At 32.0% G+C, this 20,123-nt stretch carries 18 protein-coding genes and 1 pseudogene; 14 read left to right on the top strand and 5 right to left on the bottom strand.

Translation table 11 applies throughout. The features are described from left to right. Positions 1–5 precede the first annotated feature (5 nt). Genes AC0N0V_RS08705 through AC0N0V_RS08715 form a run of 3 tightly spaced genes read right to left on the bottom strand, consistent with a single transcriptional unit; the run spans position 6 to position 3,550 of the window. On the bottom strand, positions 6–1,127 hold the full coding sequence (locus AC0N0V_RS08705) for a DegT/DnrJ/EryC1/StrS family aminotransferase (protein WP_474463567.1): 1,122 nt from the start codon (positions 1,125–1,127) through the stop codon (positions 6–8). A gap of 14 nt (positions 1,128–1,141) precedes the next feature. Further along, on the bottom strand, positions 1,142–2,320 hold the full coding sequence (locus tag AC0N0V_RS08710) for a DegT/DnrJ/EryC1/StrS family aminotransferase (RefSeq protein ID WP_474463568.1): 1,179 nt from the start codon (positions 2,318–2,320) through the stop codon (positions 1,142–1,144). A gap of 30 nt (positions 2,321–2,350) precedes the next feature. Beyond that, positions 2,351–3,550, bottom strand: a complete 1,200-nt coding sequence (locus AC0N0V_RS08715) for a MerR family transcriptional regulator (RefSeq protein WP_474463569.1) — start codon at positions 3,548–3,550, stop codon at positions 2,351–2,353. Between the two features lie 515 nt (positions 3,551–4,065). Here AC0N0V_RS08715 and AC0N0V_RS08720 point away from each other — a divergent pair. From AC0N0V_RS08720 to rd, 11 genes are all read left to right on the top strand, one after another. Next, positions 4,066–4,680 carry a TetR/AcrR family transcriptional regulator gene (locus AC0N0V_RS08720; RefSeq protein ID WP_474463570.1) on the top strand — a complete coding sequence of 205 codons (615 nt, stop codon included), beginning with the start codon at positions 4,066–4,068 and terminating at the stop codon, positions 4,678–4,680. Positions 4,681–4,704: 24 nt separating this feature from the next. Beyond that, a complete protein-coding gene (locus tag AC0N0V_RS08725) occupies positions 4,705–5,556 on the top strand; it encodes a GNAT family N-acetyltransferase (protein ID WP_474463571.1) in 852 nt (283 codons plus the stop codon). Between the two features lie 145 nt (positions 5,557–5,701). Further along, positions 5,702–6,583 (top strand): shikimate dehydrogenase, encoded by an 882-nt coding sequence (aroE, locus tag AC0N0V_RS08730; RefSeq protein ID WP_474463572.1) that lies wholly within the window; start codon positions 5,702–5,704, stop codon positions 6,581–6,583. After that, positions 6,567–7,070: a shikimate kinase gene (locus AC0N0V_RS08735; protein ID WP_474463573.1), complete on the top strand. Its 504-nt coding sequence runs from the start codon at positions 6,567–6,569 to the stop codon at positions 7,068–7,070. The genes aroE and AC0N0V_RS08735 overlap by 17 nt, the downstream gene beginning before the upstream one ends. Positions 7,071–7,172: 102 nt before the next feature. After that, a complete protein-coding gene (locus AC0N0V_RS08740) occupies positions 7,173–7,304 on the top strand; it encodes a hypothetical protein (protein ID WP_474463574.1) in 132 nt (43 codons plus the stop codon). Between the two features lie 230 nt (positions 7,305–7,534). After that, positions 7,535–8,494, top strand: a complete 960-nt coding sequence (gene corA / locus AC0N0V_RS08745) for a magnesium/cobalt transporter CorA (protein WP_474463575.1) — start codon at positions 7,535–7,537, stop codon at positions 8,492–8,494. A gap of 151 nt (positions 8,495–8,645) precedes the next feature. Continuing rightward, a complete protein-coding gene (locus AC0N0V_RS08750; protein WP_474463576.1) occupies positions 8,646–9,446 on the top strand; it encodes a VIT1/CCC1 transporter family protein in 801 nt (266 codons plus the stop codon). A gap of 149 nt (positions 9,447–9,595) precedes the next feature. Continuing rightward, positions 9,596–12,700 (top strand): efflux RND transporter permease subunit, encoded by a 3,105-nt coding sequence (locus tag AC0N0V_RS08755; RefSeq protein ID WP_474463577.1) that lies wholly within the window; start codon positions 9,596–9,598, stop codon positions 12,698–12,700. Positions 12,701–12,960: 260 nt separating this feature from the next. After that, positions 12,961–15,156, top strand: coding sequence for a DNA topoisomerase III (locus AC0N0V_RS08760; RefSeq protein ID WP_474463578.1), 2,196 nt, complete (start codon positions 12,961–12,963; stop codon positions 15,154–15,156). Between the two features lie 301 nt (positions 15,157–15,457). Continuing rightward, positions 15,458–16,609, top strand: coding sequence for an AI-2E family transporter (locus AC0N0V_RS08765; protein WP_474463579.1), 1,152 nt, complete (start codon positions 15,458–15,460; stop codon positions 16,607–16,609). A gap of 314 nt (positions 16,610–16,923) precedes the next feature. Next, a complete protein-coding gene (rd, locus tag AC0N0V_RS08770; protein ID WP_474463580.1) occupies positions 16,924–17,088 on the top strand; it encodes a rubredoxin in 165 nt (54 codons plus the stop codon). 51 nt (positions 17,089–17,139) lie between these two features. Here the strand turns inward: rd and AC0N0V_RS08775 are convergent. Continuing rightward, positions 17,140–17,437: pseudogene (locus AC0N0V_RS08775) on the bottom strand (L-lactate dehydrogenase); the annotation flags it as partial. 163 nt (positions 17,438–17,600) lie between these two features. Between AC0N0V_RS08775 and AC0N0V_RS08780 the strand changes: the two are divergent. The 3 genes from AC0N0V_RS08780 to AC0N0V_RS08790 all read left to right on the top strand — a co-directional run bounded on the left by AC0N0V_RS08780 (position 17,601) and on the right by AC0N0V_RS08790 (position 18,888). After that, positions 17,601–17,774 carry a hypothetical protein gene (locus AC0N0V_RS08780; protein ID WP_474463581.1) on the top strand — a complete coding sequence of 58 codons (174 nt, stop codon included), beginning with the start codon at positions 17,601–17,603 and terminating at the stop codon, positions 17,772–17,774. Positions 17,775–17,829: 55 nt separating this feature from the next. Further along, a complete protein-coding gene (locus tag AC0N0V_RS08785; protein ID WP_474463582.1) occupies positions 17,830–18,420 on the top strand; it encodes a 5-formyltetrahydrofolate cyclo-ligase in 591 nt (196 codons plus the stop codon). Between the two features lie 246 nt (positions 18,421–18,666). Continuing rightward, complete coding sequence (locus AC0N0V_RS08790; protein ID WP_474463583.1) at positions 18,667–18,888, top strand: YuzB family protein; 222 nt, start codon at positions 18,667–18,669, stop codon at positions 18,886–18,888. A 201-nt stretch (positions 18,889–19,089) separates the two neighbouring features. On the opposite strand, the gene AC0N0V_RS08795 is transcribed toward AC0N0V_RS08790, so the two are convergent. Beyond that, positions 19,090–19,665, bottom strand: coding sequence for a flavin reductase family protein (locus tag AC0N0V_RS08795; RefSeq protein WP_474463584.1), 576 nt, complete (start codon positions 19,663–19,665; stop codon positions 19,090–19,092). Positions 19,666–20,123 lie beyond the last annotated feature (458 nt).

Here is a 20,123-nt window from a genome sequence, read left to right on the forward strand (position 1 = left end):
TTTTATTATTTACTATAGAATTTCTTTATAGTCTCACACACAAAATCTACTTCTTCTTCTGTTATTTCAGGATATATTGGAAGGGCAAGGATTTTCTCTGAAATTCTTTCAGATACAGGGAAATCTCCTTTTTTGTATCCTAAATAACTAAAGCAATTTTGTAAATGCAATGGAATCGGATAGTATATACTAGTGCCAACTTCATTTTCTTTTAAGAAGGCTGCAAGGTCATCTCTTCTTTCTGCTAGTATATTAAATACATAGTATACAGGTTTCTGATCTCCTTTTATGCCAGGTATTTTTACAAACTCACAATCTGATAATCTTTCTTTATACCAGCTTGCTACGATATCTCTTTTCTTTATTGACTCATCCATATATTTTAACTTAACTAATAATACAGCTGCTTGCATTGTATCAAGTCTAGAATTGTAACCTATATATTCATAATGATATTTTTTAGCTGCGCCATGAACTCTAAACATTCTTGTTCTTTCAGCTAATGTATCATCATTTGTAATAATCATTCCAGCATCACCGTAAGCACCTAAGGTTTTAGTTGGGAAGAATGAGAAGATACCCATATCTCCAATAGAACCTGAATGTCTATATGAGGAACTATTTCCTTTCCATTTCATACCGAAGGATTCAGCAGCATCTTCTAAAACTTTCAGATTGTGCTTTGACGCTACTTCCATAACCTTATCCATATCTGCCATTTGAGAGAATAGGTGAATTGGTATTATACCGGCAGTGTTTGCAGTAATCTTTTCTTCAATTCTATTTGCATCTATATTAAATGTTTCTTCATCAATGTCAACAAATACTGGTTTTGCATTATGTTTAGCTATACAAGAAGTAGATGCTAAAAAGGTAAATGGAGAAGTTATTACTTCCTTGCCATTTTTAAATCCTAGTATATCTGAAGTCATAACTAAAGCATCTGTACCAGAAGCAACAGCTATTGCATGTTTGGCACCAGTAAACTCTTTAATTTTCTCTTCAAGTTCTTTAACCTCAGGTCCTAAAATAAAGCTGCCCTTAGCCATAACATCTAAGACAGCTTTATCAAATTCAGCCTTCTTTTCATTATATTCTCTAGTTGAAGTATAAAAATTAACTTTCATTTGGTTTTCCTCACTTATTTCATAGTTTTTTCTACTGCTTTTATAAGTTCTTTAGCTACATATTCAGCATCTTCTAGTGTAAGAAGAGAGTATAGAGGTACTGAAATCTCATTTGCATATTGTGCAAAAGCATTTGGATAATCTTCTATTTTATATCCAAGATTTTTGTAAAGGCTAAACATTGGTAGTGGAATAAAGTGAACATTTGTAGCTATATCTTTATCCGCTAATGTTTGAATGACTTCATTTCTTTGTTCTTCGTTAAAGCCTTTAATACGCAAAGGATATAGGTGATATGAAGTTACAGTCTCACCTTCTCTTTCGAAAGGTAGTATAGCCCAATCTTTTTCACCGAAAAGGCTAGAGTAAACATCAAATATAGCCTTACGTTTTTGAAGCATTTCTTCATATCTAGTCAACTGTACAAGTCCTATAGCAGAAGCCATATCAGTAAGATTACACTTATAACCATCTGTAACTATATCATATTTCCAAGCTCCAGCTTTCATTTTTGAAAGAGCATCCTTTGATTGACCATGTAGAGATGCTAATTTAAAGTCTTTATATAAATCTTCTCTGCCTTTAAAGTTATTGTTCCCGAAACTTAGGCATCCACCTTCAGCTGTAGTAAAGTTCTTTACTGCATGGAAGGAGAAAATATGGAAATCTGCTTGACCTCCAACTCTTTTTCCTTTGTATTTTGCACCAAAAGAGTGAGAGGAATCAGATACAAAAATTATATCTTCGCGGTTTTTAGATCTTAGTACCTCACGAATTCCATCATAATCCACAGGTATTCCAGCAAAATCTACAGTGTAAATAGCTTTTGTTTTAGGAGTTATAGCATCAGCTATTTTATTTATATCTATAATGAAGCTATCCTTTTCGACATCAACAAAAATTGGTTTAATACCTCTATGTAAACATACGCTAGAAGTAGCTGTGTAAGTATAAGGAGTTGATATAACTTCGTCTCCCTCTTTTATATCAAAAACCTTTAGAACAAGTTCTAATCCTGCAGTAGCACTATTTAATGCTACTACCTTACTAGTTTCTAAGTATTCAGCAAGTTTAACTTCAAATTCAGCAGTTTTGGGACCAGAAGTAATCCAGCCTGATTTCAAAACCTCAACGACTGCATCTATTTCAGATTGAGTAATATCTGGTGGTGAAAATGGAATTTTTTTATTCATTAAAATCAATCCTTCCTATATTAAATAAAATCACTTTTTCCCTTGAAAAAAGCCTGTATCTTTAGTTATATAAATTTCTCCAGTTTTACCAATTTCAACTTCTAAAAAACTCATAAGATTTTGCAGTTTTTCTTCATCAAGAACTCCTTTGGTATTACCAGGCATAGAAAATATATAATCTACAAGCGGCATTGGGTTTGTAACTTTTAAGCTATCATTATACCTTTTTAGTTTGACCTCTTTAAACCATTTTGAAACCTGTTCAAAACCATTTTCTATTTGAAAACTTTCTGTTTCACTCCAGCTTTCTGAAGTTATATTTTCAGAGTTAAACTTTGTAATAATTTCTCTCATTTCTTTCATATGGTTTTTGCCTATAGTAGAAGCATAAAAATGTCCGTTAGGTTTCAAAACTCTTTTTATTTCTGAAAAGGCTTTTTCCTTATCCGAAACATGATAGAGCATATGGTTAGCAACCACTATATCAAAGCTACAATCCTCAAAGGGAATGTTTTGAACGTCTACCTGCTCAAATTTAAACCTTTTAGCTTTACTGCCTAAGTTTTTTTTAGCATCTCTAATCATTCCTTGAGAAAAGTCAGTTAAAGTGATAGCTGAGTCTTCTGGTATCTTATTGAAGTTTTTCTTCCATAGAGTTCCGTCGCCACATCCTAATTCAAGTATAGAGGCTTTCTCGAGAATATCCATTTGTTCAAAGAACCAATTCATCCATCCTTGTTTATTGATACTAAAAAGCTCGTGAATTCTTATTCTAGCTCTTAAATTTGAAGCATTTTCGTATTGTTCTGACCATTTCTTATCTATATTAATTACATTAATTATATTTATAAACTTATCCCAATTTAGAACATGGTCGTTATCTAACATATGTACTGCTTCATCAATAGCTTTTATTACCATCTGAATATGGTGAATTTTCTCTTCCATTATTGATTTTTGTATCTCAAGAGGTTTTTTAAAATCGTTATCGCTTAAGTCATATTTCATAATGCTAGCTATATCATCTAGTGAAAGGCCTATAAATTTTAGTGTTAAAATCTTTTGAAGTTTACCAAAATCTTGTTTACTGTATAACCTGTGCCCGAACGCATTATAGGAACAAGGTGTCAGTAAACCTATTTTATCATAATATCTTAGGGTTCGGAGTGTAACTCCTGCTTTTTCAGCAAATTCTCCAATAGTATACAAAACTTCCTTTTTTTCAGACATGGAATCACCTCTACATAAAACATTTTACCACATGACGTTAGGTAAGGCGCAAGAGTTTTTTTCCAAAAGGATGCAAATTTTATATTTAATTTAGTCACAGATACGATTTTGCTAAGTACAATGAACTATGAGGTTATAATACTTAGGATGATAAGGAGGAATTTTATGAGCCGTAGGAAAGGCTGTAGGTATTGTAGGTATAGGTATTTTGGATGCTGTGATTACTGTAATATGTTGGGATTTGCACCAAATTCTCATTTTATATTGTTGATATTGTTAGCAAAGTTTTGGTTTAAGTACAGGGGTATTAGGGGGATTTTATAGGGAAAAAGTGACACATCTTAGACTTCTTAAAAAGCTATTACTGAAGTTTCAGAAATAGCTTTTTAAGAGGTCATTGTAAATTTTTTGAAAGCTTATTTAGGAGTTTAACTATACGCTTGAAACTTAATAAATTGTATGATAATATAAAATAAAAAACTGTATAGTCGGTTTTTTAAAATGTGGAGGATGTTATGTCACCAAAAATAACTGAAGAAGCTAGGAATTTAAGAAAAAGCTTAATAATACAACATGCTATGAGCCTGTTTTCTAGAAAAGGCTTCATGGAAACTTCTATAGATGATATTGTGGAAGCTTCAGGTATAAGCAAGGGAGGAATATACAATTACTTTAAGAGTAAAGATGAAATATTTTTAGCTATTGCAGAAGAGCGTTTTAATAAGAGACATGAGCTTATTAAAGGTTTCACTAAGGAGATGTCGAACAAAGATAAAATAATTAGTTATGTTGAGTGGACACTATATGGACAATTCGACGGAGAGGCGAAACTTAATGCAAGATTTACTTTTGAATTTTGGTCTGTATTATCAAGGAATAAGGATACATCAGATAAAGCAAAGGAAAGATATAAATTATTTTACAACGATCTTTCAGCAATATTGAAAGAAGGAATAAAAAGTGGAGAATTTGATGAAAGATTAGACATAGATTCAATGGTATATATAATCCTGTCAACCATGGATGGAATAGTATTTTGTAATAGTGTTATGGGTATCCAAATTGATGAGGCCATAGTAAAGGAGTATATAGACACAATACTAAATAAAATTATAAGCAAAAGTTATTAAAATATTATAAATGGGGGAAGTATGATGATAGTTTACAAAAAATGTTCAGAGGTAGATGAAGATCTTATTTATGAGGCATTTAGAATTGGATTTTCAGATTACATAATAAAAATGGAAATATCTAAAGATTTATTTTTTAAAAGATTTTTCGGACCAGAAGGAAACCAGTTAGAAACCTCTTTTTTAGCTTTAGATGAAGACAAACCTATCGGAGTTATATTAGGAGCAATTAAAAACTATGAGAGTATTAAAACAATGAGATGTGGAGCATTGGCAATACATCCTAAGTATAGAGGAAAAGGAATTAGTAAAAAACTTCATGACTTACATAGAGAAATAGGGATTAAAGCAGGCTGTAAGCAATTATTTTTAGAGGTTATATTAGGAAATGATAGAGCAATTAAATTTTATAAAAAAAATGGTTATGAGAAGACCTATGATTTAAGTTATTTTTCACTAAATGACCTAAGCAAGCTATGCTTTAAAGAGAGTAAAGATACTCTTATCAAAAAAATCAACTCTGAAGAACTAAGGAAAGTATTTGAAAATCTTAAAGACACACATGTAAGTTGGCAGAATGATATGGAGTATATTGAAAAATCTGAGGGGCAGGTAACCTTTGGTGCCTATAAAGATGATATTCTAATTGGTGCTGCTAGCTTAAATAAAAGTGCGAAAATAAACTTTTTGTGGGTGAATTCTGAGTTTAGAAATAAAGGTATAGCAACAAATTTAATAATAAAATGTATTAATGAATTGCAGCTTGAAAGATTAAGCATAGGATTTGCTAATAATTCTTCCTTGCAAAGCTATGTGAAAAATAAAGGATTTACAAGGGATAATATAGGTCAATATGAGATGTACTGTTCAATCTAACTATTTTTATGGTATTATCAATGAAGCGAAACTTGAATCAGATGAGATTAAACTCTACTTGATTTTCAGTTGAATGAATTCAGAGATGTAGATGCTTGTAACGCATAGTTTGAGAAAAGTGCTGATTTGAAAGGTTGGATACTTAATGAACGGATTTTATGGTCTAATAGGTGAAAAGTTAGGACATAGTTTTTCTCCTAAAATACATAATATTATCTTAAATAAGTTAAATCTAAAAGGAGAATATAGTTTATTTGAAATACAAAGAGATAATCTTAAAGCGGATATAGATGAGTTAAAGGGTAATGGCTTCAAGGGATTAAATGTAACTGTCCCTTATAAAATAGAGGTAATGAAATATCTTAATAATTTATCTCCTGAAGCAGAGAAGATGGGCGCAGTGAATACCATTCTCTTTAATGAGAATGTTCTTACAGGATATAATACAGATTATTTTGGTTTTGGTGCTTCATTGAGAAAAGAAAACATTGAAGTGAATAAAAGAAGAACTTTGATATTAGGGACTGGGGGAGCGGCTAAGGCCGTGGCACATTATTTAATTGATAATGGCATTAATGATGTCGTTTTTGTAAGCAGAGACCCTAAGGGGATGAAGGAAAAGTTAGCTAATGGCAGCTTTTTTATAGATAATACTAGAAATAAAGAAAATAGTATAAATATGTTTAAAATTATATCCTATGAAGAAATCTGTAATATAAAGAATTTTGACATAATCATAAATTGTACTCCTTGTGGAATGTATCCAAATGTAGAATATAGTCCAGTAGAAGATAAAGGCATGTTGATGGAGTTTTCTACTGCCATAGATTTAATCTATAACCCAGAAGAGACTCTTTTTTTAAGGCAGGCGAAAAAGATGGGACTTAAAGCCTTTAATGGACTTTATATGCTGGTTGCACAAGCAGTAGCGTCGCAGGAAGTTTGGCAGGGAATAAAAATTGAAGATAAATTAGTAGAGGAAATATACGAAGATATTAGGGTGATTATGTATGGTAAAGCTAAATAAAAATATAGTATTAATTGGTATGCCTGGATGTGGAAAAAGCACAATAGCTAAAATTTTGGCTAAAAATATTAATGTTAGACGAATTGATATAGATAAGTCAATAGAGAGAGAGACTGGAAAGAGTATAGCCGAAATATTTGAAGAAGGAGAAGAAAAGTTTAGAAAGCTTGAAAGAGAAGCTGTTCAAAAATATAGTAGGGAAAGAGGTATTATTATTTCTACAGGTGGGGGAGTAATTAAAAATTATTCAAATATTGAAGTATTAAAGCAAAATGGAATAATAATCTTTATAGATAGACCACTTGAAAATATTGCTCACAATTCAAGTATTTCTAAAAGGCCTCTTTTAAAGGATGGAATGCATAAGTTATATGAGCTCTATGATGAAAGATATGAACTTTATAAGAAGTGTTCAGATTATAGGATAGTTAATGATGGAACTCTTTATGATGCTGTTGAGAAAGTAATAAAAATTATAAACAAATAGATGTGAATTTTATACATTATTAATAATATAGTAAAAAGGATTGTATTTCCAAAATTATCCATTTATAATTATACTATACTATAGTATAAAAGGGTGGTACAAATGGAGATAACAAATAAGAGACAAAGGCGTGCTAAGAGAAAAAGAAACAAAGAAAGAAAACAAATACTTTTAGCAGCAACAGTTGGTGTTGTAGTAATTGCAGTAGGAGTTATATTTAAGCTAGCAATATAAGAAACAGCCTATTTTAGGGCTGTTTTTTTCATATTTAAAATATCCTATGGATTTGTAAAATTGAAAGTCTAATATAGTTAGGAGTATTGGATATATTAAAAATAGAGTTGAAAAACAGTACATTAGAAAAAACATTTCTAAGCATTAGTTGAAGTTAAGATTTCAACTGATGCCAAGAATTCTGTTTATCATTATAGAAAGAAGTTAAGTATGACTGAGGTGGAAAATAATTGATTCGAATAATAACTGTAAATAAGAACTTAGAATTAAATAACTACACATCAATTGATAGCTTATCAAATCCAAATATAGATTGGTATTGGGTGGATATAGAAGATCCAAATGAAGGCGAGGAAAAGCTTCTTAGATACCATTTTGGATTTCATCCTTTAGCAATAGAAGACTGCATGCAGATATCTCATAGGCCAAAACTTGACTACTATGGAGGTTATGATTTTTTTGTTATAAATGCATTGAATGAAGAAACACTATGTCCCGAAGATGTAGGGCTGTTTGTTGGTGAGAACTACATAGTATCAGTACATAAAACTCACCAAGATGAGTTAGATTATGCCTGGGAAAGAATTTCAAGTAATAAACATGCCTGGGAAAAAGGGCCTACCTATGTTGCTTATGCAATATTAGATAAAGTTGTTGATCAGTTTTTTCCAGCAATATATCAAGTAGAAGACAGTTTGGAGAAAATTGATAATAACATGAATCGGCTACCTGTGCATAAATTAGTTGATCAAGTATTTGATATTAGAGGAGATTTATTACAACTAAGAAGGATTGTAAATTCAATGAGAGATTTACTATATCGTATAGTAAATTCAGAAAGATTAAATTGGTTTAAGGAAAATAAATTTTATTTTGCAGATATACATGATCACTTGCTTAAATTATCGGAAATGATAGAGGCAAACAGGGATGTAACAGCTGATATGAGAGACAGTTATATGTCAATAAACTCAAATAGAATGAATACAAATATGATGGTTTTAACAGTTATTTCTACGATATTTATACCACTTACATTTATTGCAGGGGTTTACGGGATGAATTTTGACTATATGCCAGAACTTAGATGGAAGTATGGATATTTTGCAGCTTTAGGATTTATGGGAACGCTAGCTGTATTTATGTTTTTATGGTTTAAGAGAAAAGGATGGTTTGATGTTTATAAATAAAAATTCCACTCATCTGGCAATTAATAAGGTGAAATAACCTTTCATAGTCATATTAAAAATTTTATATAATGAATCTATTTCTTCTAGCATATATTTATTCTGTTAGGCTATTTTTGTTGTTTAAAAAGTAACCTAGAAGGAGGCGTATATTATGCTGTCAAGAAATCTAGATAAGGCAAGGGATGCTTATCAAAAGAAGAGTGTTGAAGATACCATAGAAGCACATAATCAAAATAAAACTAGTGCACAGGAAAACCATAATCAAGAGCAAGGTCAATATATTAAAAGTCTAATTTATGGAGGCTTAGATGGTATTATTACAACCTTCGCAGTAGTTGCTGGAGTAGCAGGTGCAGCACTAGAGCCAAGTGTAGTACTTATCCTAGGTTTTGCTAATCTTGTGGGAGATGGTCTATCCATGGCTATTGGAGATTATTTAAGTACTAAAGCAGAAATGGAATATAAGGAACAGGAACGGAAGAGAGAAGCCTGGGAGGTAGAACATTATCCAGAAGGTGAAAAACAGGAATTAAAGGAATTATATATGACTAAAGGAATGAGCGAAGAGGATGCTGAAACCGTAACAAATATTATTGCTAAAAACAAAGAAGCTTGGGTAGATATTATGATGGTTGAGGAGCTAGGTATAATTGAAGAAAATGAATCCCCAGTTAAGAACGCCTTAGTAACATTTTTTTCTTTTGCGGTATTTGGATTAATCCCTTTAGTAGCATATGTCTTTTCTAAATTTATTCCAGGTTTGAACGTTGGAGAAAATACGTTCTCCGTTTCTTGTATGCTAACGGCCTTAACTTTATTTACACTTGGTTCACTAAAGGTTAAAATAACTGGTAAAAATTGGTTTAAGTCTGGTTTAGAGATGCTTATAGTAGGAGGGCTAGCGGCTGGAGCTGCTTATTTAATCGGAGTTTTACTATCGGGACTTGCTTAGAATAAATTTGTGTGAATTTTACAAAAAATTATTGAAATTTTCGTTTCCTTAATTTAACATTAATATATGTAAACATTGTTTAGTTGACAGTGGACTTTTGAGCAGCCCACTGTTAACTCAAAACTATTAATTTTAAGGGGGCTTTAGAAATGAGTGTAACTGAAATATCCGTTAAAAGGCCTGCGGCAATAGCGATGGTTATTGCACTTCTCATTGGTCTTGGGATAATAGGTTATAGAAGTATGGGGGCAGACTTATTACCCTCGATGAATATTCCTGTCATTACAGTATCGACAGTATATAGTGGAGCTGGGGCAGATGACATAAAAAAAGACATAGTAAAGCCATTAGAAGATGCTGTTTCGGGAATAAGCGGTGTTGACAAGATTCGTTCAACTTCTAGGGAAGGAATAGGAACAGTCATTATTACATTTAAGATGAGTGCAGATTTAAATTCTGCAATGATGGATGTTCAAAAATCTGTAGATAATGCTGTAGGAAAGCTGCCTAAGGATGCAAGTAAGCCTGTTTTATATAAGGTAGATACGAATGACATGCCAGTGCTAATCCTTGCCTTATCAGGAAATGGCGCTTTCGATGAGCTATATAATCAGGCAGATAAAGTAAAACAGTCTATTGAAAAGATACCAGGAGTAGGACAAGTTTCGCTTTTAGGGGCTGACAAAAGAGAGCTGATGGTAAAGCTTGATAAGACTGCATTAGAATACTATGGAATTAATCTTAATTCTGTATTTAATAAACTTAAAGCTGATAACGTAAATATGCCATCAGGTCAAATTAAACAAGACAAGGTAGAAGAATCCATTAGAGTTGTTGGTGAGTTTCAAAACATTGATGAAGTAAAAAATATACTTATCCCAACAATGAGCGGTGGAACTGTTCGACTAGCTGATGTTGCTGAAGTAAAGCTTGAATATCCAGAGGAGAGTCAAATCTTAAAGTTAAGTGGTAAAAAAACCATAGGTATCATGATTCAAAAGCAAAGCGATGCTAATGTAGTTGAGGCTGTAAATAGCGTGAAAAAAGATTTGGAAATAATTAAAAAGACAATGTCAAAGGATATGAATTTAGTAGTAGCCAATGATACAACTACTTTTATAACTTCTTCATTGTCGGAGATTAAACGTAATCTAATAGAAGGAATAATAACTACAGCAATTGTGCTATTCTTCTTTCTTAAAAGTTGGCGTTCTTCTTTGATAGTTTTAGTGGCGATACCAACTTCACTAATTGCAACTTTTTTTATGATGTATGAATTTAAATTCACCTTAAATATGATGTCTTTAATGGGTTTATCTCTTTGTATAGGTATACTTGTAGATGACTCTATAGTTGTCCTTGAGAATATTCAAAGACATTTGGGTATGGGGAAAAATCCTATCCAGGCAGCTATAGAAGGACGTAAAGAAATTGGAATGGCAGCTGTGGCAATAACACTCTGTGATGTTGTTGTATTTGCACCTGTTGCATTTATGTCTGGTATAACAGGACAAGTCTTTAAGGAGTTTGGTTTAACAATAGTTTTTGCAACATTATTTTCTCTTTTTGTTTCTTTTACAGTAACTCCAATGCTTGCATCACGTTTACTTAATAAAAGTGGTACAAAAATAGGTAAAGTTAGAAATAATATAATATCTAAGATACTTAACAGAGGCTCAGGATTATTTGAAAAAGCTACTAAGGTTTATAGAAGATTTCTTCTTTGGTCACTTGAAAATAGAGCAAAAGTGCTAATTTCAGTTAGTTTATGTGTTATTTTAAGTATAGCTTTGATTCCAATGAAAGTTATAACAACTGAGTTTATGCCTCAAACTGACGAGAGTTTCATTTCAATTGACTTGGCACTTTCACCAGGGTCTACTTTAAAACAAACAGATGCAAAGGTAGCAGTGGTTGAAAATTATTTACGGTCATTGAAAGAGGTAAAACAGTATTTTACAGTAGTGGGAAATAACAATGATAAAGCTTCAGCAATGATGTATGTTGAGATGGTTCCAAAAGATGAGAGAAAGAAGAGTCAAAGTGAATTTGCAGCAGAAGTCCGTTCTTGGGGTAAGAAAATGGCAGGAGTTGACTTCACCGTAAGTGAATCTCAAATGGGAGGCGGAGGAGGAAGCAATAAGCCTATATCCATAAACATATCAGGTAATGATGCTCAAACCTTAAAAGAACTGTCGAATGAAGTTGAGAGTATGGTTAAATCGGTAGCAGGCATTACGGATGTAAGCAACTCTTCAAGGACAAATAGCAGTGAAATAAGACTAAAAATAGATAGACTTGCAGCATCTGAGTACGGAGTATCAACATCAGATATTGCATCTATTTTAAGAACAGGAATACAAGGATCAACTGCGGGAGTATACAGGGATAACAGTAACGAGTATGATATCACTGTAAAGTTTATGGACGGCCAGATAAAAACTGCGGAAGATATTGCCTCAGTAAAAATTCAAAACTCATCTGGAAACTTGATTCAGTTAAACCAAGTAGCTTCAATTTCACAAGCAGATGGTCCTCAATCAATATCTAGAGAGGATAGACAGGATGTAGTTACAATTTCAGCTAATATGTATGGAAGACCACTAGGAAGCATTAATGAAGATATTAGAGCAAAGTTAAGTGCCATATCACTCCCTATAGGCTATAGTATAAATTATGGTGGAAGTCAGGAGCAGATGGGAGATGCTTTTGGAGCATTAATAAAGGCATTAGCTGCATCAATAATTCTCGTTTATATGATTTTAGTAGTTTTGTATGAGTCTTTCCTAACTCCATTTATAAGAATGCTATCGCTACCTTGTGCTATAATAGGTGCACTTTTAATACTAGCTATAACAGGGAAGTCATTAAACCTAATGTCTATGATTGGGTTAATAATGCTTGATGGACTTGCATCTAAAAATGGTACTTTATTGATAGACTATACTAATACACTTATGAAGAAGGGAATGAGCTTAAAGGAAGCACTGATAAGCGCTGGAACAACTAGATTAAGACCTATTATTATGACATCTATGACCATGATTGTGGGAATGTTGCCTTCAGCACTGTCTCTATCAGAGGGAAGTGAAACTAAATCTAGTATGTCCTGGGTAATAATAGGAGGTATGATTGCTTCAACTATACTTACACCTATTGTACTTCCTGTAGTTTATACTTTGATGGATGATTTAAAAGAGAAGGTGATTAGGAAACGTAATAAGATTTCAATTGTTCCAGAAATAGATGGGTAAGAAGGTTATTATGCCTTAAAGGAGAAAACCGTACGCAAAGGTAAAGTGTGCGGTTTTTTTATATTAATAGAAATTTAGTATGGTCTTTTTTTCTATTAACTGCTAGAATTATTAGAGGCTGTTATAAGTTAGTGAATTTATTTAGTTGACAATTGACAACTGTTTTGAGTTTACTACAATTTAGAATACAAGGTAACATACTATAAAATGGTGAAATACTTGACACATAATCAAAACAATAAAGGAAGGATACTTGAAATATGGGAAAAATATTAGTACTCGCAGAAAAGCCAAGCGTAGGTAGAGATTTAGCAAAGGTTTTGAAATGCAATACAAACGGACATGGATATATAGAAGGAAGTAAGTACATCGTAACATGGGCTCTAGGTCACTTAATTACACTAGCTGATCCAGAAGCTTATGATGAAAAGTATAAAAAATGGAGTATGGAAACACTACCTATGCTTCCAAACAGAATGAAGCTTACTGTTATAGGGAAGACTGCAAAGCATTTTAGTGATGTTAAAAAGGTTATGAATAGAAACGATATAGATGAGCTTGTTATAGCTACAGATGCTGGTAGAGAAGGAGAGCTTGTTGCAAGATGGATTATAGAGAAAGTAGGGTTTAAAAAGCCAATAAAACGTCTATGGATTTCTTCTCAAACAGATAAAGCTATACAAGATGGGTTTAGAAATTTAAAACCAGGTAGAGATTATGAAAATCTATATCAATCTGCTGTGTGTAGATCAGAAGCAGATTGGATTGTAGGTCTTAACGTTACAAGAGCTTTGACTTGTAAATATAATGCTCAACTTTCGGCAGGAAGAGTACAGACTCCAACAGTTGCTATGATTGTTGCAAGAGAAGAAGAGATAAAAAATTTCAAGCCAAGAGATTATTATAGTATTATGGGAAATGCTAAGGGGTTTTCTCTTCAATGGCAGGACAAAAACGGAAACATAAGAACCTTTGATGAAAATAAAGCAAAGGAAGTTTCTGCAAAAGTTACAGGTAAAAGTGGAGTCATTGTAGATGTAACTGAAAGCGATAAAAAGAAACATGCTCCTAATCTTTACGACTTAACAGAACTTCAAAGAGATGCCAACAGAATATTTGGTTACTCTGCAAAGCAAACTCTTTCTATAATGCAGAGATTATATGAAAATTATAAGATTTTAACTTATCCAAGAACAGATTCAAGATATATTTCTAGTGATATTGTGGATACTCTAACGGATAGACTAAAAGCAGTATCAGTAGGGAATTACACTAAATTTGTAAGTGAAATACTAAAAAATAAGATTAAGGCTCATAAGGGTTTTGTAGATGACAGCAAGGTTTCAGATCACCATGCAATTATACCTACTGAGCAAAAGGTTATCTTAGCATACTTAAGCAGTGAAGAAAAAAATGTTTATGATTTAGTAGTTAAGAGATTCTTAAGCGTTATGCTTCCTCCTTTTGAGTATTTGCAGACTAACGTTAAGGCGGAAGTAAACGGAGAAACTTTCATTGCTAGTGGAAAGATAGTTAAATCTAAGGGCTGGAAGGCTGTTTATGATAGGGATAGCGATCTTGACAGCAGTGACGATGCAAATGAGAATGAAGTTAAAGAACAACTTCTACCAATGGTTAAAAAGGGCGATAATATATCATTTACTAAAGTTAGCGTTAACAAATCACAAACAAAACCGCCTGCAAGATTTAATGAAGCAACATTATTATCCGCAATGGAAAACCCTCAAAAATATGTTCAACTGGATAGGGAAGCTTCTAAAACTTTAGGAGAAACAGGTGGACTTGGTACTGTTGCAACAAGAGCAGATATTATAGAAAAGTTATTTAACTCTTTTTATATAGAAAAGAAGGGTAAGGAAATAGTGCCAACTTCAAAAGGAAAGCAACTTATAGAACTAGTACCATCAGATTTGAAATCTCCTCTTTTGACTGCTAAATGGGAAAGTGAGCTTGACTTAATTAGTAAGGGAAAACTAAGAGGTCAAACTTTCGTAGATAATATGAGAGGGTATGCTACAAAGCTTGTAGAAGATGTAAAGGAAAGCAAAGATAAGTTTAAGCATGACAATCTAAGTGGACAGAAGTGTCCTAATTGTGGTAAATATATGCTTGAGGTTAATGGTAAAAACGGAAGAATGCTTGTTTGCCAAGATAGAGAGTGTGGTCACAGAGAGAATCTTGCTAGGCTTACAAATGCAAGATGTCCGAACTGCCACAAGAAGCTTGAGCTTAGAGGACAGGGGGAAGGACAAATCTACGTTTGTACAACTTGTACCTTCAGGGAAAAAGCAGCCTCTTTCAATAAGAGATTTGATAATAAGGAAGGCAAGAACAGTAAAAGAGATGTAGCAAATTATATGAAGAAGATGAAACAGGAAAGTGAAGCTCCGATGAATTCTGCACTTGCAGAGGCATTGGCTAAACTAAAACTATAGTAATACTGAAAGTGAAAAATAAACATAAATGTTTTTTATGGGATTAGTTCAACTAAAATAGGGCGAGAATAATATTCCAATTTAGAAGACAAAAGTTGAAAATATAGAAAAAACAGCCCCCTAAAGCCTTTAAGGTCAGGGGGCTTTTAATTACTATATGTTTTCCTGTAGATAATTACCGGTATTCATCCTTAAGTTGATAATTCTGGTCATAATGTGTGCTATGATGATATAAGATAGGTGGAATTTCCGAAGTGAATATCAACCGGCTTTAGTAAAAAAAAGAAGGTGACAAAGTATTATGGAATTAGATAAGAAAACAACTCGTACAATTGCAATTTTGATAGCTTTTACAATTGTACTTTACCTGGGGTTAAATAATTGGCATGTTGTTACTGGGATACTGGTATATGGATATCAACTGGTATTTCCTTTCGTTTTAGGAGGATGTATTGCATTCATACTGAATATTCCCATGATATTATTTGCGAAAAAGCTATCAAGTGTGAAAGATAAGAAAATCGAGATATTTATTCAAAAATACAGCGTAGTTATTAGTTTGATATTATCTTTCCTCTTGGTAGCAGGAATTATAGTTTTAGTTTTGTCTATTGTTATACCTCAACTTGTAGCTACTGCTAAATTATTGCCGGAAGCAGCTAAGAATGCATCGGTGGTAATGCAGAAATGGGTAGAAAATAGGGAATGGCTATCAAGAGGTATGGTTAGCTGGATCAATAGTATGCAAATAGATTGGGACAGTGTATTGAATAAATTGAAATCAGCGGCATTCAGCGGAGCTGGCTCAGTGATGCTATCAACTATGGGATTGGCAAGCTCTTTAGCGAACGGTATTGTAAACCTTACATTAGGTTTTATATTTGCTATCTACATATTGCTTCAAAAGCAAAAACTTGGAATTCAGTGTAAAAAAATATTATACGCATTCCTATCAGTAGAAAAAGCAGATTCTATTTTAGAGATAACAGCACTCACTAGCCGTATTTTTTCTAATTTTATTACTGGTCAATGCATGGAGGCAGCAATCCTAGGCATGATGTTCTTTGTGACAATGATTATCTTTAGATTTCCCTATGCATTGGTTGTAAGTATATTAATTGCTTGTACGTCACTTATTCCGATTTTGGGTTCATTCATAGGATGCGTGGTAGGAGTATTTTTGATTGTGATGGTTAATCCAATGAAAGCAGGTTTATTTCTATTAGTTTTTTTAGTACTTCAGCAGATTGAAGGCAATGTGGTTTATCCAAGAGTTGTAGGCAATTCTGTTGGACTGCCATCCATTTGGGTGCTGGTTGCAATTACAATCGGTGGTAATATGATGGGAGTAGCAGGGATGATTATCTTTATACCGTTATTTTCCGTGGCCTATGTACTGTTTAGGAAAGAGGTAAATAGAAGGTTAATAAAAAAGAATTTGACAGTATCGTAAAATCCTATGAACAATAGTAATAAGAGGTAATACATTTAGGGATTAGCACCAAAAATGTGTTGCCTCTTTCTTATTTTACGAACAAAAGCAACCTCAATAATGGTTTCTATTAATAATGTTATAGTATCTATACCATTCTTAAATAGCATTCGAGATACTTTTCAGAATCTAATCCAACAAGTCTATTACTAAAACTAACATATGTTTCAATATAGCAAGAAAGCCTGGAAAAAATTTCAAGAAAAGATATTAACAGAACAATAATAATTTAGTGGCATAACGAGAATAATTAATATAGTTAGGAGGGAATAAAAATGAAAAAATACTTATGTTTGGTTTGCGGGTATATTTATGATCCAGCGGAAGGAGATCCTGATAATGGGGTGGCTCCAGGAACTGCTTTTGAGGATACTCCTGATGATTGGGTGTGCCCAGTCTGTGGAGCGGGAAAAGAAGAGTTTGAAGTAGTAAATGAATAAGATAAAATTAGCTTAGATTGTAATTCATATGATGAATTACAATCTAAACCCTTATATGTCTGCACTACTTAATAGTTCTCTTAAAATGGCCGCAGAAGTTTTTAATGAATTTAATTCATCTAAACTTAATGGAACTTCTAAAACTTTCTTAACACCAGATAACCCAACGATTGAAGGAATTCTAAGATATATATCCTGTAGCCCATACTCTCCATTCACTAGAGTTGAAACAGTCAAAATAGAATTTTCATCTCTTAAAATTGCTTCTACAATTCGCTTTATAGCTAAAGCAACAGCATAATAGGTAGCACCCTTCCTTGTTAATCACTCCGTATGCAGCATTTATAACACCTCCAAGATATATATCTATATGCTACTTTTCAGTTAAAAATTTAGTTATCATATTTTTAATTATAAGACTGTAATAATAGTGCTACTGTGATTTAAATCAAATAATAATTCTTATTGTAAGGTTATTATTAGATGATAGTTAAAATGCCAGCATAATAGGAATGGAATCTCTTGTAATGACATCTGTTATAAGCATATTAATTATAGGACAATATATAGAAAGAGTCGCAGCAACAGTTCTATTTACCAAATTGGGTTTCTTAGAAGCAAAAGTGCATAGAAGAGGTCTAATAAAACTACCATATAGTCATAAAATAATTATTATAGATGAATAAAAATTATATAGTTCCTATAATAAGTTAACATTAATATATATTTGGGGGTAATAACATGGATTTACAAACTAAAAAAGATATTAGGAGGTTTATAATAGAAAGGAGAGAAACAGTTAGCTTTGATATAAGAAAAGAGTGGGATAGTAGCATATTTACCAAGCTAGTGAATAGTGAGTTTTACAAAAATGCCAAGGTCATATTTGCTTTCGTAAGTTTTAAAAGTGAAGTAGACACTCATCAAATTATTAATCGAGCTATCATGGACAAAAAAACTGTGTGTGTACCAAGAATTAAAACAAAGGAAAAAGGAATTGAAATTTTTAAAATAAATGGCTTATCAGAGTTAAAAATAGGATATCATAGTATTTTGGAACCTTTAGAGAATTGTCCTCCAGTTAATAGTAAAGATGTAGATCTAATACTTATGCCTGGAGTAGCTTTCGATAGGCAAGGTGGCAGAGTGGGGTATGGCTTAGGTTTTTATGATAGATTTTTAAATGATATAAACAGGAAAGTTGACAAAATAGCACTTGCATATCACTTTCAGGTATTGGATCGAGTTCCGATGGATAAGACCGATGTAAAGATTGATGGAATTATTACTGATAAGGAAATCATATTAGCGGAAAATCAACTAGGTATTTAGTCTTTATTGTTTTTTTCTGTTTATTAATTTTGATTTGAATCACAGTAATTTTATTAAAATACTCTTATAATTAAGTCCATAAAGGTAAAAATTAACTCAAAAACTAAATACATACTTAATTCTTCTATATTAAAGAGCTCAATAGAAAAGGAAACAATACTTGCTGAATTAGATTTGTTTAGTATGTTTATGAGTTATTTACTAAGTAATTTAAAAAAATTATTATAAATTTGGAGGGAATATAAGATGATAGAAGTAAAGTTTTGTGAAAATAATTTCAGTTATGGAACTGATAAGTTAGTAAAAGAGATAGAAGAAAATTTTAAAAATGCAGAAGTATTTGTTGAGCCATGCCTTGGATACTGTGGAGATTGTGCAGTTGGGCCATATGCCTTAGTAAATGACGAGTTGGTTAAAGCTGATACAGTAGAAGAGCTTTATGAAAAAATAAAGGAATATCTTAAATAAAACTCTGCAATAATACAAATGCTAATTATAACTAATGTTTAATAAAACTTATCAGACTGACATGAATGAAGAAGTGTTTGAGAAGGATTTTAGATAATAATATCCCCATGATTTAAGAAACTTTCCGTAAATCATGGGGATATGTCATCTATATACAGTGATAGTGAAAAAGAATATTTTTCCACTGGTGCGTGGGTAGCATCATTCTCCTAAAAATGACTTGAGACTGTGCATGCGGTTCTCTTCAGTATATCTATATACGCCTCTATTTCCATTACCAACGTATAGAACAGGATCTAACTTAGAATACATTAACTGATTTTCATTTCCTAAAAGATCAGATGAAATATATCTCCCCTTTACCTCAGCTAGGACAAGAGTATAAGCTTCAAAGTAGTTCTTTTCAATTGTATCCTTTAATGTGCATTCTATTGAGATAGGCATTTCCTTAATGTGTGGTGCATTTATTATATTCGATTTTACCGGGGTTAAGCCAGTAGAATCAAATTTGCTAAAATCAGTTCCAGAATTATGACCACAAAGATCTATTTCTTTCATAAAAGTTTTGTCTGGTATATTAATAACGAAATCTTTAATTTTCTTAATTTGATTTATAGCGTAGATTTCTTTTTGAAATCCTAAACATATCATATCTCTCAATGAAAATGATGATGATATTGTAGTAATGTTTGGGACACCATTTTCATCGTAGAAGCTTACCAAAACGATTGGATAGCCATAATATAGCTTTTTATAATTAACCTTTATTTTTTCCATAGTAAATTCCTCCTATTTATTAAACTTGATAACATTCAAATATATATCAGTAAAAATAACCAATTAAGATATTTATTTAAATTAAAGCATCGATGAGAGACCAATTTGGCTTCCAATTCTATTAATCCTTGCAAGCTCAATTATAAAATTATCATTATAAAATTAAAATGATTCAAATCACATTTACTAATTACTTCTTTATTAATGTGATTTTAAAATTCACAATTATAACTTTAAATTTCAACATTTTATGTAAAAAGCTAACTTTGCATAATATTTTCAAGAGATTTAGTAATGATTATTATAATTAAAAATATGTGAGTTGAATCACATATTCCTAACATACATATGGCCTATAATATAAACATATCCAATATCCATCCATAATACTTAAGTGAAAGGAATGATATGTTTGAAATAAAGAACATATCGTTTCTTTTATTGAACAAACAAATTAA

Source organism: Clostridium sp. CS1-1 (genome assembly GCF_056135525.1).

Excerpts from the sequence above, each read along its gene's own strand:
- AC0N0V_RS08705 (WP_474463567.1), bottom strand. The coding sequence starts at position 1,127 with ATGAAAGTTAATTTTTATACTTCAACTAGAGAATATAATGAAAAGAAG.
- AC0N0V_RS08710 (WP_474463568.1), bottom strand. The coding sequence starts at position 2,320 with ATGAATAAAAAAATTCCATTTTCACCACCAGATATTACTCAATCTGAA.
- AC0N0V_RS08715 (WP_474463569.1), bottom strand. The coding sequence starts at position 3,550 with ATGTCTGAAAAAAAGGAAGTTTTGTATACTATTGGAGAATTTGCTGAA.
- AC0N0V_RS08720 (WP_474463570.1), top strand. The coding sequence starts at position 4,066 with ATGTCACCAAAAATAACTGAAGAAGCTAGGAATTTAAGAAAAAGCTTA.
- AC0N0V_RS08725 (WP_474463571.1), top strand. The coding sequence starts at position 4,705 with ATGATAGTTTACAAAAAATGTTCAGAGGTAGATGAAGATCTTATTTAT.
- aroE (WP_474463572.1), top strand. The coding sequence starts at position 5,702 with ATGAACGGATTTTATGGTCTAATAGGTGAAAAGTTAGGACATAGTTTT.
- AC0N0V_RS08735 (WP_474463573.1), top strand. The coding sequence starts at position 6,567 with ATGGTAAAGCTAAATAAAAATATAGTATTAATTGGTATGCCTGGATGT.
- AC0N0V_RS08740 (WP_474463574.1), top strand. The coding sequence starts at position 7,173 with ATGGAGATAACAAATAAGAGACAAAGGCGTGCTAAGAGAAAAAGAAAC.
- AC0N0V_RS08750 (WP_474463576.1), top strand. The coding sequence starts at position 8,646 with ATGCTGTCAAGAAATCTAGATAAGGCAAGGGATGCTTATCAAAAGAAG.
- AC0N0V_RS08755 (WP_474463577.1), top strand. The coding sequence starts at position 9,596 with ATGAGTGTAACTGAAATATCCGTTAAAAGGCCTGCGGCAATAGCGATG.
- AC0N0V_RS08760 (WP_474463578.1), top strand. The coding sequence starts at position 12,961 with ATGGGAAAAATATTAGTACTCGCAGAAAAGCCAAGCGTAGGTAGAGAT.
- AC0N0V_RS08765 (WP_474463579.1), top strand. The coding sequence starts at position 15,458 with ATGGAATTAGATAAGAAAACAACTCGTACAATTGCAATTTTGATAGCT.
- rd (WP_474463580.1), top strand. The coding sequence starts at position 16,924 with ATGAAAAAATACTTATGTTTGGTTTGCGGGTATATTTATGATCCAGCG.
- AC0N0V_RS08780 (WP_474463581.1), top strand. The coding sequence starts at position 17,601 with ATGGAATCTCTTGTAATGACATCTGTTATAAGCATATTAATTATAGGA.
- AC0N0V_RS08785 (WP_474463582.1), top strand. The coding sequence starts at position 17,830 with ATGGATTTACAAACTAAAAAAGATATTAGGAGGTTTATAATAGAAAGG.
- AC0N0V_RS08790 (WP_474463583.1), top strand. The coding sequence starts at position 18,667 with ATGATAGAAGTAAAGTTTTGTGAAAATAATTTCAGTTATGGAACTGAT.
- AC0N0V_RS08795 (WP_474463584.1), bottom strand. The coding sequence starts at position 19,665 with ATGGAAAAAATAAAGGTTAATTATAAAAAGCTATATTATGGCTATCCA.